This is a genomic window from Anabaena azotica FACHB-119 (assembly GCF_014697625.1).
Lineage (GTDB): Bacteria > Cyanobacteriota > Cyanobacteriia > Cyanobacteriales > Nostocaceae > Trichormus > Trichormus azoticus_A.
Genome location: NZ_JACJSG010000009.1, coordinates 98,980 through 114,849 on the forward strand (window position 1 = coordinate 98,980; position 15,870 = coordinate 114,849).

Annotated in this window: 9 protein-coding genes, 1 tRNA gene and 1 CRISPR repeat array; of the genes, 5 read left to right on the forward strand and 5 right to left on the reverse strand. The window is 39.1% G+C overall.

Annotation, left to right across the window (positions count from 1 at the left end; translation table 11 throughout):
- Positions 1-175: 175 nt before the first annotated feature.
- The 3 genes from cas7d to cas3 all read right to left on the reverse strand — a co-directional run bounded on the left by cas7d (position 176) and on the right by cas3 (position 6,381).
- Positions 176-1,177, reverse strand: a complete 1,002-nt coding sequence (gene cas7d, locus H6G83_RS08470; RefSeq protein ID WP_190469880.1) for a type I-D CRISPR-associated protein Cas7/Csc2 — start codon at positions 1,175-1,177, stop codon at positions 176-178.
- Between the two features lie 200 nt (positions 1,178-1,377).
- Complete coding sequence (gene cas10d, locus H6G83_RS08475) at positions 1,378-4,299, reverse strand: type I-D CRISPR-associated protein Cas10d/Csc3 (protein ID WP_190469883.1); 2,922 nt, start codon at positions 4,297-4,299, stop codon at positions 1,378-1,380.
- A 30-nt stretch (positions 4,300-4,329) separates the two neighbouring features.
- Positions 4,330-6,381 (reverse strand): type I-D CRISPR-associated helicase Cas3', encoded by a 2,052-nt coding sequence (gene cas3 / locus H6G83_RS08480; RefSeq protein ID WP_313935495.1) that lies wholly within the window; start codon positions 6,379-6,381, stop codon positions 4,330-4,332.
- Positions 6,382-6,592: 211 nt separating this feature from the next.
- Between cas3 and H6G83_RS08485 the strand changes: the two genes are divergently transcribed.
- Positions 6,593-7,585, forward strand: coding sequence for a helix-turn-helix transcriptional regulator (locus H6G83_RS08485; RefSeq protein WP_190469889.1), 993 nt, complete (start codon positions 6,593-6,595; stop codon positions 7,583-7,585).
- Positions 7,586-7,908: 323 nt separating this feature from the next.
- Positions 7,909-11,464: direct repeats of the CRISPR family, unit length 37 nt; unit sequence GTTTCATATTAATGATTTCCGCTTGCGGAATTGAAAC.
- Between the two features lie 103 nt (positions 11,465-11,567).
- On the opposite strand, the gene H6G83_RS08490 is transcribed toward H6G83_RS08485, so the two are convergent.
- Positions 11,568-12,545: a calcium-binding protein gene (locus H6G83_RS08490; RefSeq protein ID WP_190469891.1), complete on the reverse strand. Its 978-nt coding sequence runs from the start codon at positions 12,543-12,545 to the stop codon at positions 11,568-11,570.
- A 703-nt stretch (positions 12,546-13,248) separates the two neighbouring features.
- On the opposite strand from H6G83_RS08490, the gene H6G83_RS08495 reads away from it, so the two are divergent.
- A complete protein-coding gene (locus H6G83_RS08495; protein ID WP_190469895.1) occupies positions 13,249-13,392 on the forward strand; it encodes a hypothetical protein in 144 nt (47 codons plus the stop codon).
- 89 nt (positions 13,393-13,481) lie between these two features.
- A complete protein-coding gene (locus H6G83_RS08500; RefSeq protein ID WP_190469898.1) occupies positions 13,482-14,210 on the forward strand; it encodes an SDR family oxidoreductase in 729 nt (242 codons plus the stop codon).
- A gap of 175 nt (positions 14,211-14,385) precedes the next feature.
- Here H6G83_RS08500 and H6G83_RS08505 read toward each other — a convergent pair whose 3' ends face one another.
- Positions 14,386-15,060 carry an HAD family hydrolase gene (locus tag H6G83_RS08505; RefSeq protein WP_190469901.1) on the reverse strand — a complete coding sequence of 225 codons (675 nt, stop codon included), beginning with the start codon at positions 15,058-15,060 and terminating at the stop codon, positions 14,386-14,388.
- 282 nt (positions 15,061-15,342) lie between these two features.
- Between H6G83_RS08505 and H6G83_RS08510 the strand changes: the two genes are divergently transcribed.
- Positions 15,343-15,415 (forward strand) — tRNA-Ile (locus tag H6G83_RS08510).
- Between the two features lie 111 nt (positions 15,416-15,526).
- A complete protein-coding gene (locus H6G83_RS08515; RefSeq protein ID WP_190469903.1) occupies positions 15,527-15,727 on the forward strand; it encodes a hypothetical protein in 201 nt (66 codons plus the stop codon).
- Positions 15,728-15,870 lie beyond the last annotated feature (143 nt).

Here is a 15,870-nt window from a genome sequence, read left to right on the forward strand (position 1 = left end):
CATTGAAAATTGGGCTAATACCAAGTCCCGATAATTACTTACAATATGGTTGGTTTGGTCGGTAATGGGTAATAGGTAATGGATAATTGTTTGTTACCATTACCAATTACCAATTACCAATTACCAATTACCAATTACCAATTACCAATTACCAATTACCAACCCCCAAGACAGATTAATCTTTCTTCCCTTTTTTCTTCAATGCTCCAAAGGATTCTGCATAGGCTTTAGTTTGACCGTAGAGTGCATTTATTGTTTCTGCTAAACGAGTTTCATCTTGATATATTGTGTTAACTTCATCTAGCAGTTGTTCTAATTGGGAACCAAAAAGCCGTTTTGTTGTGCGTACAGGTTCTTGATTCAGTAAATTATTTGCCACTTCTTCTACCTTATACAAAATGTCAGCCACAGGTGTATCTACATCACCTTTTAAAGCATCATAAAGTGCTTGAGTGTAATGCAAGTTACTAAAGATTTCGCCATCACAAAATACAATTCCTGCAATATAGTTTTTCATCGTCCCGGTGCGAGATTCTTGTGCGCCATAACGTTTAGTACGCAGCAAGTTTCCTAGAACATAGATAAAGCCTTCGTAGGTAGGATCGCGTAGGGTTTCCACTGTGGGGAAGGTCACTTCTGGAATAATATGGTCTAATTCATTGATACTGCTCCGCATTTCCCCTGCTTCACTCATTGTTCCACCTTCAAAAGGAGCGTTAAAGGTGAAGCTGCGGTGTGACTGTTCGTAAGGACTGAGGGAAAAAGCGGAGTCTGAGTATACTTTGGAACGTTCTGACCCACTATCGCCGATCGCAAATCCATAGATAATACAATCAGGGCATTTTTTACATGATTTTTCGCCATTGTATTCACAGTATTTATCTTTATTGGCTTCGTCTGCGCTAGTGAGGTTTAAACTACGCAGTAGTTCGCGTCCAGCAAGGCGTTCAGGAGTCGTTTGTTTGCGCTTGAACATCACCAAACGACTCAGTTGTTTTTTGCTTTCATCTGTATTTTCTAAACCTGCTTGTGTACGTGCTGTATTGAGGATACCATCAGTTTGAAATACTGGGAATGATTGACTATGGCGTAATAGGATGAAATGAATATATTTACCAGATGCTAAACGAGGAAAGGTCGATTGAAATTCGGGTTTTAATGTTTCGAGAATAGTCATAATTTGGCTCCTGATAATTTTGATGGAAAGATGGCTGTGACTTTTCACGGGTTCTGAAAGACCTCTCTCCAAACCTCTCTCCTACAAGGAGAGAGGCTTTGATTTCTCCCCTTCAAGGGAAGGGGGTTGGGGGGTGAAGTTTGACGTTAGTTTTTCCACATAATATGAAAAGTCAGAAGATGGCTACGGAAATAAAACAATTAGGAAGATTTTGCAGATTTCTCTTGCAAAGCTAACCAACGATAGGCAAATTCTGCACCTGATTTGATGCGGTTGACATTTTCTTGAAGTAATGCGCGATCGCCTTTATAAAGTCCCAGGAATAATTCACGCACACAAGTTGTGATAAACGCATGAATTGCCATTAATTCACGTTCTTCTCTTGTGGTTTTATTGATTGATTTATCCATCATTAAAGGGCGTTTGTAGACTTCTTGACGCTGTAAAGCATCTTGCAGTTGTCCAGAAGCTTGAAAGATTAAATCATCTACATCAACTTCTTGAGGTACAGATAAAATCATTTCCAAAGCTTTGGATAGAGGTAGTAAAATTGTGTGACTAGATTCACCCAAATTTGCTTGATAAAAAACTCGATACTGTTGGACTAATTTTTCCATTAATTTCATGAGATAAGCTCCTTCATTGTTGACTGAACTCTCTTGTTTGACCCATAATTGAGCATATTGCCAATAACGTTTAATTTCGTCTTGTCTTGGTATATCTCGTTTATCACGCCGTAATCCTTCTGTTGCTAAACTAAAAATATTGAGTACATTTGTTGTTACCTCACGGACGGTTTTAATTAAATCTCGCCACTTAGCATCAGGTGGGGAGCTACGAGTATCTAAATGTAGACTGTAAGCAATTAAAAGCCTTTGCATTGCATTTTCAAAATCTTGAATTCGCAATGAATTAGATAATCCCAGTAAGTTCCAAAATGATGCAGGTGCATCAAGAATTACAGACTCTTTAAAATCATTGTCGCTGTTATAAAGAGGTACTGAACTACTAGTAGCTACTACTTTCACACCTAATAATATAGAAAGTGACAATGCTAGAAAAGCTGGTTGTACCCAGGCATCAGTTAGGGTTTTACCTCTGGTTGTGGTGTAAGACATTGCCATAAAAGGCAAGTCTTCTTTATTGTATTTATCCTTTTGAAATCGTCCTAATTTGGCTTCATCATTTAACCAAGAAACTGATTGCAAAGCATTAATATTCATTTCCTGTTCTAGCCATTGTTTACGAACATCCCACAAATTTGTCAGCTTCATATAATTAACTAACAATTTAATTGCCGCAGCAGTTTGTGGAGAGTAAACATATGCAGGAAAAATATATAAAAATACTGGTTGTTGTTCTTCTAACTTGCCTGCTGGGACTGCCCAAAAAGCTTGGCGTAACAACATTTCTAAAGCCCATATTTTAGATATACCCCGTTTAATTTGTCTTCCACCAAGTGAGTTTTTATTACTATATTGCTGCGGTTTAAATAAAACTACTGAATCCATTTGATCTTCTGAAGCAAATTCACCAGAACTTAAGGAACAAATCGGCTGTTTAGCTACCTTGGTTTTAGCGTTAGCATAAGCCGCAACTTCTGCATCAAAAGGTGAATAATTACTTTCCCAGCCTTTAACTTCTAAATATCTGGTTAAATAAGCATAGAAAATCTCCCGAATTGGGCTGGAGTGGGACGGTAGCAAATTATTTTCACTTGCCCAATTTGCTAATTCTTCTGCCCATATTTGCATCCGTTGTGAGATATCTTCTGGTTTTAAAGTGTCGTGACAAGCAACATAATATGCTGCTACATGATACCAGCCATAATTAACTCCTCCTGATTCTAGTTGGGTTTGTTCAGGAGATATTTTGTCTTGAACTCCTAATTGATTTAGTACCCAATTGATATATTCACTAGAATTACCAAAAAATTCTTTTTGAGCAAAGAAAATAAATTCAGCAATTCTATCTGCACGGATGTCTGCACCTTTTTTCAGGACATCTTTCTCTGTTTCAGTTAAAGGTAGTTTTTCTAGCCGTTTCGGGGTAGCTGGGTCTTTCATATTGGCTACTTTGACCTCAATTACACGTGGTAGTTGAGGAATGAGTTCGGCTGGAGAAAATAATTCTAGTGTTTGGGGTGCTACTTTTAAACCCTTCCCATCTCGTTTAAAGCCAATATCCCCACCCAACATTTTACTACCTAAAACTCCGCTAATTTGGCTCCAAATAAATTCTTGCAGTTCTTGAATATCTGGAGTCTGACTATTTACTGGTGCTAAATAAATTACCCCTTGGGCAAAAAATAAAATAGGTTCCCAATTGAGTTTTTTAGCATACAAAATTGTAGCATTATGAACACCATTGCTTAAAATACCGATACTGTTTCTTAAGCGATGATAAACTAAGTTTTTATTAATGTTTAAATACCGCAGTTGTTCTCGCAGCCTGTCTCCTCCGGTTTGAGTGTCGATGTCTGCTGGGTCGTTAAAATGGACTGCAATATCACCAAAAGCTAGCAGACGACGTAGAGGTATTTCTAAGCGGCGACGGTCTTTAATTTTAGGAACTGGCCAGTTAGCTGGATAAATATTTGTGCTGGTTTTGTTTTGAGTATTTTGTGCTAAATAAGCTATTTCTGGTAAATATTCCTGCCATTCCGCCCAAAATAATTTAAAGTTGAGTTTTTCTCCTAATTCACGACAAAGATTGATAATTTGCTCTACGTCCCAATTATTTGGTGTTTCTTCTCCTTGTCCGTTACAATATTTGTTGTAGTCATGCAGAGTTAATCCTAAGCAAAGTAAATATTTCTCTATTTCTGATAATGGTTGAGGCAAATATTTACTAATATTCCAAGCTGTTAATAACCCGTTGAGGACATGAACTAATAAGTTTTGGTCAGCACGGCTTGACCATCTTTGAGCTTTTTCTTGTGCAAAGCGATCGCCTAGTTGAGATAATACTTGATAATGGGCTTCATAAGTACCGCCTAAAGCGGAAATTCCCGCAAATTCCTGCTCTAGAAAAGGTAATAGTTTTTCGATATACAGCAGCAAAATAGGGTCTGTATCTTCTGGCAGAGTTTCAATTAGTAATGTTTGCAATAAGGTAGACATACTTGTGAGTAGATATAAGCTGAGGTGGGTTTAAAAAATGGAGGACTCAAAGCGTGTATCTGTGAATTTCTTCAAGTGCCACTTTAATGCTTCAAGCAGTAACGCATCTTGATTAAATGCACAAGCATAAGCTTGTTCACTAGCATCAACTAAACGGTATAAGCCAAATAAAGGACTGAGGTGAAGAGTACGGCTCACTTCCCAATGACTACTTAATTTGTTCTTGTTGACTGGTACTAAAAAGGTGAGTAATTTCTTCTTCCGTAAACAAGTTATGACATCTGATTGAGGATGTCCAATTAAGTTTAATTTATCGATTAAACAAAGTTCGCCAATTTGTAATTCACTACTTTGATAATTACATTGCAAGCTAATATTATCGATGCGTTCATCTACCCATTGCTGAATGCGAAGATAAACATTAATAAAATCATCAGGAAATTCTTCTTCACCTCGTCCCTTGTTATTAGCTGCATCTAAAAAAGTTTTGCGGTCAATGATTTCTACTCTTGCATAAGGTAATAATCTTAGTAGGTCATAAGTGTAAAAGTTATTGTGATCCCAAACCGCAGCTTGCAGTGTGGAACCACCTCGAAAACTTAAAAGTTGTTTTTGAGTAGCTTTTTCTACATCACTTTTCTGCTTTTTATACCAGTAGCCTCTTGCTGACTCAATACTGTGAGAATATACACGCTGCAAATCTTCAGTCATGCGATCGCGCACAGATTGGCTCACTTTAGCATTTTCTTGAGTCATCCGCCAAAACATACCCTGGGCTTGCAATGCACCCCAACGATGACGATACTTATCAAACTCTCTAGGTGGGTCAAAAGCATCTGCGATCGCCGCAGCTAAATCATCCCGTGCTACTATTTGATTGGGGCTAAATTGTTTTTGCAGTCTAGCCATGACCCAGGGAGTATGACCAGGAATTAAAATGTATGCTGTATAAGTATTAAAACCGCGATGTCTGCCTAAACGTCCTAAACGTTGCATCACCGTTGACGAATCACTACTTTCAAATATCAATAAATGAATCTTAAAATCAACACCAACATCAACAGCAGATGTACCCACAACTAACACTGGTTGGTTAGCATCTTTCAATTCGCTTTGTACCAATAATCTTTGTTCGCGGTCAATGCGTCCGCTAATTTCTCTAACTATCACCTCTGGTAATAAATGCTTTAATAAACTTGTTATTTGACCTGCCTTCGCCACTGAATTAACAATAATTAATCCTCTGGCTTTTGATTCTTGATTGAGAATTTCCCCAATTTTGGGAATCATTTCTTTTAACCATGTCTGTGTATCTGTATCTTTTGGCAATTCTACAAATTCTAATTCCACAGGTTGCAGAATCGGACGAAAGCCTTTCTTTTCCTCACCTGCATAAACGCCCTCAACCTTAGCAACTTTAAAATTTGCTTTCCGTAATTGTTCAATAAAATCTGGTTTTGGTGTTGCGGAAGTAAATAAAAACCTTCTAGGACGTGGTTGATTCTCTTGACTACGACGAATAAAAGCTAAACTATTTAAAGCAGCAGTTTCTTGATGACAACCAAAAATAGGAAATTCATCAAATACCCACAAATCTGGCCATTCAGCTAATACTAACGGCAGTAAATCTCGACCATAAGCAGGATCATGATATTGAAAGTGGGTAATATAGTGAAAAATATCGGGATTGGTGAGTAATACTGGCTTCTGTTGAATAGCCAAGAACAATTCTTGAAATTTGTTACTTTTTATGGCTTGCTTCACCCGTCTGCTTAATTCCGCACCATATAAACGATCTACTCGTTGAGAAGCATCTAAACCAAATAACTCATTGTAATGATTTTGCTGTTCGGCTTGGTCTTCTACCAGTTCAATTGTTGGGTACAGTCCCATCATCCGAAAATTAGGATCAATTAGCCCTGGTAAATTAGCGCTGAGAGATTTACCATCACCAGTTGCTGACTGATTACAGATAATATCTGCATCACCATGTATAATTTCTTTATAAGTCTTAGCTTGGTGTGATGATAAGGGACAAACACACCCATCCGGTGGTTGAAGTTGGGGAGCCTTTTGAGTCACAATACATTCAGATGTACACCCAAGCGGGCAGTTCTCAACTCCTGGGTTGAGTTGAGAGTACAGAGGTTGTAAAAAAAGCTTCATGGACTTGTCTGTATTTCTCTTGGACTTAGTTTAGTACCAGTTTTGTAAATGTTGTTATCATTTTTTGACTACAATCAAAATTTCACCCATACTAATACTGTCAAGTATCAAAAAACATCCTCAAGCCATGCCGTCCAAAGTGGATGGAAGCTATAACCAAATCGCCTTTGCTCTAGAAATTCTGAAACTTCTAGCCGAAAAACCACGGCGACGGCAAGAATTAGTAGATTTGCTGTTAATATTTCTTGAACAGCATGGCAAATCTACAGATGATGCTGATATCAAGCAAAAAGTTGACCGTACAATTCGCAAGCTTAGAGACTGCGGTATCGAAATTGCTAGCGGAACTAAAAGTCCTTACAAATTAGTTGACTCAAATTTTCCTGTGCTGCTGTCAACCGAACAGCGCGAAGCTTTGGCAATAGCTGCTTACTTTCTGGCTGATATGGGGTTTTCAGCACAAGCAAGTCAAATCCAACGTATTGGTAATTTGACAGAATCAGATATTCCCTCATTTGTGAAAGTCGATTTTAGTCCTCCCGTGGACTATAGCGATCGCAATTTAGATGCGATCGTCCGCCAACTTCAAGAACGGATTGTGCAACAATGCTGTTATACCATCCGCTATCAGACCCAACCAGGAGCAGAAGCACGAATTAAAGACATCAACCGTTCAGAACTGCGACTGCATGATGGTCTTCTCTACCTATTCGCATTTATACCCGATTGGCGTTCTTGGCGGTTTGATTATTGGCATAACATCGACCAAAACCAGATATTTCGAGTCGATAGGATTTTGACTGTAGGTGCTGCATCCGCTACCCCTTGGGTATCCTGCGACTTTCCCACCTTGAAAGTACGCTATCGTACTAGTGGACAATTGGCTAACTACAAGCCTCGAAGGAAAGATGAAGTAGTTGTTTACACTGACCCTGAAGGAAAATTTCGGGAAATCGAGGCAACTATAGATTATTGGTTTTGGTTTAGGCAGCGTATGCTGAAATATGGAGCCAATGTGAGGATTTTAAGTCCGAAAATTTTAGCTGATGAGATGAAAAAAGAGTATAAAATGATATGGGAACAATTCTCAGCAGATGAAAGTACTAACCTTCAAAGTTAAGAAATGCTCTCATCGATTCTAAAATATGATATTTTAAGGCGGTGAGTGTCAAGCCTCCCATTGTTGAACTTACTAACTTGTTTTTTGGTAAGTCTGTACCTTGAAAATTGAAGATATGTATTATTTTCTAGATTTTGGCAGGGCAAAGCACAGGCGAAAACCCCCCACCTCCCGCCAAAAGTCTGAAACCCTTGCTCTATAAGGAATATAGCTTACAAGCACAGTCAGCTTATACTCGCTTTAGAGGCTGAAATGAGGTTTTCTAGCTTCCCCGCCAAAAATGGTCGTGGAAACCAGGATTATCAAACGCTTCCAACTGCCGGGTTTCATATTAATGATTTCCGCTTGCGGAATTGAAACAAATCTGTACTGATAACGCTACCTTAACACCTTATGGTTTCATATTAATGATTTCCGCTTGCGGAATTGAAACAACGTATTATACTTATATCAGAAATTAAGTGCTTTGGTTTCATATTAATGATTTCCGCTTGCGGAATTGAAACGAACGCACAAAACTATCGAAATCTAGGAACAAAGTTTCATATTAATGATTTCCGCTTGCGGAATTGAAACTAACAAAGAAATATTGGGTGTTAACGATGTAGTCGAGTTTCATATTAATGATTTCCGCTTGCGGAATTGAAACATGACTTAAAACAAACAGAAAAAAATGTAGCCTTTGTTTCATATTAATGATTTCCGCTTGCGGAATTGAAACCGTGAAGAAGCAGTAAGGCCAGCGACACCGATCGGTTTCATATTAATGATTTCCGCTTGCGGAATTGAAACCAGAAAAAATTACAGAGGCAGGAGAATTTCTAATTAAGGTTTCATATTAATGATTTCCGCTTGCGGAATTGAAACCTCAATATAATTATTTTGGCAATTTAACCCCGTGTGTTTCATATTAATGATTTCCGCTTGCGGAATTGAAACGAGTAAAATGATAGATGCAGTCAAAAGTTTTCAAGTTTCATATTAATGATTTCCGCTTGCGGAATTGAAACGTCCTATTTACAAGTCGTCAGGCTATCGTGATCCTATCAGTTTCATATTAATGATTTCCGCTTGCGGAATTGAAACGCGGCGATAAGAGGGACACTACCTATAGCTTCTTTGCGTTTCATATTAATGATTTCCGCTTGCGGAATTGAAACAAGAAGATCCTTTTATTATATTGCAAGCGCCAAAGGAGGTTTCATATTAATGATTTCCGCTTGCGGAATTGAAACATTTTGGCTGTACTCGGCTTAGTTGTGCCTAACGGTTTCATATTAATGATTTCCGCTTGCGGAATTGAAACACAGTTAGTTATCGAAGCAACCTCCATCCATTCACCAGTTTCATATTAATGATTTCCGCTTGCGGAATTGAAACATCCCGTTCTTGGGTCTGTAGGAATGTAGATCAGTTTCATATTAATGATTTCCGCTTGCGGAATTGAAACAACATTACCCGCATCGGAATAGTGAAAGTTATCGTGTTTCATATTAATGATTTCCGCTTGCGGAATTGAAACTTTTGTGCTTTGGTTGCGTTGTTGTTTCTGTCATTGTGTTTCATATTAATGATTTCCGCTTGCGGAATTGAAACACAGTCCCTACCCCAATTAACTTCTTATAGTGACTAGTTTCATATTAATGATTTCCGCTTGCGGAATTGAAACGGCTGATATTTGCAGATTCATTGTTACTAGTGGATGAGTTTCATATTAATGATTTCCGCTTGCGGAATTGAAACATCAGGCTCAGGATGAGGTCTGTTGCATCCAACCTCACGTTTCATATTAATGATTTCCGCTTGCGGAATTGAAACAAGTCATTTTTGGAGAAGAATGATCCTACTCCGTTGAGTTTCATATTAATGATTTCCGCTTGCGGAATTGAAACATTCGTTACCAATAACAAAAAACCAATTCCAGGCAGGTTTCATATTAATGATTTCCGCTTGCGGAATTGAAACTTGCAATTGGAATTGCATTTAATGGTTATCCTTGGAAGTTTCATATTAATGATTTCCGCTTGCGGAATTGAAACCAAAACCCTCACACTGAAGACCTTGGACTAAATGGGGGTTTCATATTAATGATTTCCGCTTGCGGAATTGAAACTGGGGCATTGCGCGATTCCTTGAATTGTGATTTCAAGTTTCATATTAATGATTTCCGCTTGCGGAATTGAAACAAATTCCTATTAATTGTCCAACGCCAAACGCAGCGACAGTTTCATATTAATGATTTCCGCTTGCGGAATTGAAACCTTACACTACCGCCCGACTCGCTTCTTTTCGGGCGGGTTTCATATTAATGATTTCCGCTTGCGGAATTGAAACAATCTACACTAGTGCCAAACCGCGCCTCACAAGGTTTCATATTAATGATTTCCGCTTGCGGAATTGAAACGGTTAAACCAGAACCTTGACCCGCGCCTACACCTGTCCTGTTTCATATTAATGATTTCCGCTTGCGGAATTGAAACATATTATCAACGCTGCTAATGCTGCTGCTAATGCTGAGTTTCATATTAATGATTTCCGCTTGCGGAATTGAAACGAAACCAGAGTTATACAAGTAATCAAACAGTACAGTTGGTTTCATATTAATGATTTCCGCTTGCGGAATTGAAACCTGTGATCCAGCGTTATTACTGCCAAACTTGTAGAAAGTTTCATATTAATGATTTCCGCTTGCGGAATTGAAACAAAAAGGATAACACCCAGGCAGCCAAAACCCACACTCGTTTCATATTAATGATTTCCGCTTGCGGAATTGAAACTACTTCGGTCAGAATCATTAAAAATGATTTTAAGTTTCATATTAATGATTTCCGCTTGCGGAATTGAAACAAGACATGACTCTTCTTTATGATCGCGAAGTCTTTGAGTTTCATATTAATGATTTCCGCTTGCGGAATTGAAACACCAATAACGCAAGCAATACTGCGCTTCCACGCTTGAGTTTCATATTAATGATTTCCGCTTGCGGAATTGAAACAAGACGGGATAACTACTACTGTAGTAGTACAAGTCGTTTCATATTAATGATTTCCGCTTGCGGAATTGAAACTGAGTTTAAAGCGTTCTGGCTCTAGCCGTACTAGGTTGTTTCATATTAATGATTTCCGCTTGCGGAATTGAAACCAAGCATTCCAGCCCGCATCAAGCGCATCGTAAGTTTCATATTAATGATTTCCGCTTGCGGAATTGAAACACAACGACGACTGGAGTGATAGCGACGCTGGCGCACAAGTTTCATATTAATGATTTCCGCTTGCGGAATTGAAACAAGTACTTGGCTGGTTTCCGGGGATTGGGGATTGGGGAGGTTTCATATTAATGATTTCCGCTTGCGGAATTGAAACTTTGGTTAGCAAGCCTTTAAAATAAGGCTTCAGAAAAGTTTCATATTAATGATTTCCGCTTGCGGAATTGAAACTCCAGGGGCAACAAAGGCTTACCAGTGATGAGGTTACGGGTTTCATATTAATGATTTCCGCTTGCGGAATTGAAACGATATCAATTACTAAAAAGGAATATCATCATCATCTAGTTTCATATTAATGATTTCCGCTTGCGGAATTGAAACTAATTTCTATGGGGCGATCGCAGTATGGGTTTTCATAGTTTCATATTAATGATTTCCGCTTGCGGAATTGAAACATGAGGTCGTAAAGTATCCAAACTGGATCGGCAACGTTTCATATTAATGATTTCCGCTTGCGGAATTGAAACTTCTCTGTGAGTGGCGATCGCTTTCTCTGCCCAAGGGTTTCATATTAATGATTTCCGCTTGCGGAATTGAAACATTGGATCATTATCTTTGTGTATACATATTCTTCTTCGTTTCATATTAATGATTTCCGCTTGCGGATAGGAGAGGGAGGAGAAACGAAAACCTCACCCTCTTACTCCCCTCTCCTCGTAGGAGAGGGGTTGGGGGAGAGGTCAAAACAACGCTGGTCGAACTCACGTTAAATTAAGGTTAGCCCACATAGGTAAAATAACTAGCGTCCAGACTCAAATTATTGTCACCTTGGACAATAGCAATTAGTTCATTCTGCGCCCCATCAGGCATAGTCAAATAAATGCCGATACCGGATGGTAAACCATCACCAGATGAACCTAAAACATAATCGTTGATTGTTCCGGCAAGCTGGATGCTATCTTGAGTGGAGTTAAAGTCAGTAATCAGCGCATAGTCATTGTTGCCTTGGGTGACTAATTGACCATTATAGTCACGGTTACGACTGCCATAAAAACTATCAATGTTACCAACATAATTTAAACCGCCCTCTCCCAGGACGAATGTATCACTGCCTTCACCACCAGTTAAAGTATCGATTTCTCCAGCACCATAAATAATAAATTCAATAGGCCCATATCCGATTCCTGCACCAGTGAGATTATCATTGCCATTGCCACCAATTAAGGTATCATTTCCGATGCTCCCGTCGAGACTGTCATTCCCGTTACCGCCATCTAAGTAATCATTACCACCACCAGCTCTAACGCTTTGGTCTAATAAGATATCATCTCCATCGCCACCAATAAGAGTGTCATCGCCATAACTACTAACTAAAATGTCGTTACCGTCGCCGCCATCGTAATAATCATCACCAGAAAGATATCCTTCGCTGATTAGGTCATCTCCTTCACCACCAAACATGAAATCATTGCCATCCGAACCAAACAACTGATCATTACCACTGTTACCAAACAAGACATTTGTAGAGTTGAGGTCGCCTCCATATCCTGGCGCGTAGTATACAACACTGAGTCCAGCGTAAAGAGTATCGTTTCCCTCGCCACCGATAATTAAATCATCACCTAAATCACCGGAAATGAAGTCATCACCCGCTAAACCGATTAAAATGTCATTTCCATCTTTACCGAAAATTGAGTCGATATTTTCAGTACCGATCAGAAAATCATTGGCACTAGTCCCATTAATATCTGCCATAAAAGCCTCTTTTTAAAGTTTTAAAAGTGGGATATTTAACAGTGAACAGTTATCAGTTATCAGTTGTAGAGGCAGGTTCATTGAGGAATTCATGGTAAAAACAGATATGTTCGTTAAACCCGCCCGTACTTAAATACAAAAGTGAAACACCACACCAATTAGTGGAAAGCGTAGGGAGGCGCTTTTTTATCTGCCACCATACGCCCTGGCTGACTGATAACTGATAACTGATAACTGATAACTGATTTAATCCTAATTACACATCACCATAAAAAAAGTTACAAAACAACTAACTAATGGTTGTTGAATAATTCAAGAATTTCTGTAGTCTATTTATAAATAGTAATTGCAAACTTTAATATAGTAATTTTAAATTTATCAAAGAATAAGAAATGTGAAGCACTGTTATTTTTACATATAAAAGTATGCCTGCTTTAACGAATATAATAGAGTAATATTGCATCCTAAACTATTAAATTATATTTGCTCAATCAGCAGTAATTCTTGGAACTTTCTGACAACAAGAAACAGGCGGACTCATCAACTATAAAAAATAAAATTATTGCAAGATAAACTCAAGCAGAATTCACAAATCAAGTGAAAACAAACCCTGACGGCAAAATCCTTTCACGGTGTTAGACAAACATTCTGCCGAGAGCATCCCAAATCCCCATCAGCTAAACCAAGGCTTAGAGGCGTTCCGATGCAGTTCCACTGCTATGTCGTATGCTCTCCATTTAATGGGTATGATTTAGGTGGCGATCGCATCCAAATTTCACAATGTCGCTTTAAGCAGACAATCACTTACGCTTGTGAAGTACCTCGACAAGAACAGGCGATCGTCTAATGACTAACTAACGTAATTACTCGATATACTGACAATGTTCTGATGTGGCAATTCAACATCCACTCAACCACAAATTATAGAGAACTAATATGTCAGATGATTTAAAAGGAAAAGTAGCACTGATTACAGGTGCAAACAAAGGCATTGGGTACGAGATTGCACGCCAACTCGGTTCCAGAGGAGCCACTGTTATTGTTGGCGCAAGAAATAAAGAACTTGGCACTAAAGCATCAAATCAACTCCTCTCTAGTCAAATTGATGCAAGAGCAATTCAACTTGATGTTACCGACCAAAAAACCATCGATACCACTGCTAACCAAATTGAACGAGACTTTGGAAAACTAGATATCCTTGTCAACAATGCAGGGATTTTAATAGACCAAGTTCCACCAAGCCAATTAGATATTGAAACACTAAAGCAGACTTACGAAACGAATGTTTTCGGTGTATTTGCAGTTACCAAAGCGATGTTACCATTGTTGAAGAAATCAACAGCAGGGCGAATTGTCAATATATCCAGTGGTTTAGGTTCACTGACTCAAAATTCTAACCCAAATTACGAGTTCGCTGGTATGAAATTGCTTGCCTATAACTCATCAAAAACAGCAGTAAATGCGCTGACGGTTTTGTTTGCTAGTGAATTAAAAGACACCCCGATTAATGCGGCTGACCCTGGTTTCACAGCCACAGATATTAATCAACACCGAGGTTATCGCACTGTTGAGCAAGGAGCGACAGCAGCTGTCCGATTAGCTACTCTACCTGATGATGGTGTTACTGGTGGGTTCTTTGATGAGAATGGCGTAGTACCTTGGTGAACTACCTATTTTTAGAGAAAACAGCAGAAAATTAGCTAATTTTCTGCTGTTCTAATACGCGGTACATGGAGATTACAGTTGCGTTTCTAGAGGTATTTCTTGAGCAGTGGGGCAAAATTACCTTAATTGTTACAAAACTTTACTAATCAATTTCCATTAACATAACTTCCAGCCTCTAACCTCTAGCCTCCAGTCTCTTCTCTAATAATTCACTGACTTGCTCTAATGATTCCAACACTTGGTAAGTCAAACATCTGATTTCTGGAGATGGTTTTTCTATATCGGGAATCATAATCGGATACATCCCGGCGGTAAACGCTGCTTCTATCCCTACGGATGAGTCTTCAAAAACTACACACTGCATAGGTGCAACATGGATTCGGCGACTAACTTCTAAGTATATATCTGGTGCAGGTTTGCCTTGTGGCACATCTTCGCTGGTGACAATGGTTGTAAAGTAATGCAAAATGCCTGCGTTGCTTAAGCGTCGGATGGTGCGGCTACGGGATGTACCAGTTGCTAAAGCAATGATGATGCCCAAACTGTTGAGTTTAGCCAGTAAATTTAATGCACCTGGTTTTATGGGCAAACCCTCTTGTAGTTCTCGGCGATCGCCTATTTCAATTCGCTGTCTTTTTACCTCCTCAAAAGGAAAGTTGTTGCCATATCTTTGTTTGAGGATTTTTTCTCGCCATGACAAATCACGCCCGACAAATTCATTGTAGAAGTTGTCATTCATTATATATCCGTGACTGGCCAGCGCTTGCTGCCATGCCCAACGAGCAATACTTTCTGTATCAAACAGCAAACCATCCATATCAAAGATTGCGGCGCGGATATCTCGTAACACACTAAATCCTCTATTTTGTGCTTGTCTAACTTACCAACGTCAAGGAAGAAAACCAGCGACGATGCTCTGTCTCACCGTAGCGATCGCTATCGTATATCAGTAATAGTCCATTCGCAATTCTTTAACTCATCCTCTTGACATTCTCTGAAATACATACTACATTTGTAGTATAAAGAAACAGATGACCAATGACCAATGACTAATGACTAATTAATCAAACTTGGGTCTGTAGCTCTAATGGTAGAGTTCCTGCATAGCCCTTGTGTCCCCACTTAAGAAGCTTACATACTTGCTCAAAAGTAGAGCGATCGTTTGATAAATGATAGGTGCAGGTGCGATTCCTGCGTATGAACCAACAGCTTTTTCAACTTACATGAGGTGTGAGTGTAACTCTCACAGGGAGGGTATCGGTTCAATCCCGATCAGATCCGTTTGGTAATTTGTAATTAAAAAAGAGGTGATGGAGATGGTACATATTCGATTTGAAGGACATTCTGTGGATGTGGGAGAAACACAACTAGGAATTACAGCCAGTATGAATGATGTGGCGATTAAAGAACGAGTTGCTAGACATTTGGATGTGAATAGCGATCGCCTTGGTGCTTACATAGTAGATCGCCGTCCTGGTGGGGATTTGATTGTTCGTCCTGAAGCTGTTTATGGCTGAAGAATCTAGCCGTGTCCCGACAGAAGAAGCATACATACACATTGATAACGGCTCTAAGGTAGTAAAATTCGAGCGATCGAACAAGCGAAGCATAGTTGCTAAGTCTCATGCAGATTTAGCGTGCGGGCCCACTGCCAATATTT